Below are 377 nucleotides of genomic sequence, written 5' to 3' on the forward strand. Positions count from 1 at the left end.
CGCGGGCGTCCGAGGGCCGCGTCAGAAGCCGCCGCCGGCCCAGGCGCCCGACGGAGGCCGGATACGCATTTCCGCGGATGCCGGGGAAGGCCTCCGGGGGATTTCGAGTACGGATTCCTGCGTAGGCCGGTCACGGATTCCGTGGATGGCGCGCGCCGGGACGGTGCGGGTCCCCGCGCACACGGCGGCGGCGGGCGCCCCCCGGGGGGGGGCCCCGCGCCCGGGAACAGCGGGCGGCGGGGGGGGGGGCCTCGGCCCCGGGCTGGGGGGGTGTCACGCCCATGCCCGCGCGGGTGTGCAGGGGGATGCTGCCGTCGTAGTTCTCCTGGTGGGGGTGGGGGCCGGGCGGGGGGGGGTGCTGGTCGTGGACCCCGGGC

This window comes from Streptomyces sp. NPDC127038, assembly GCF_042725875.1.
Taxonomy (GTDB): Bacteria; Actinomycetota; Actinomycetes; order Streptomycetales; family Streptomycetaceae; genus Streptomyces.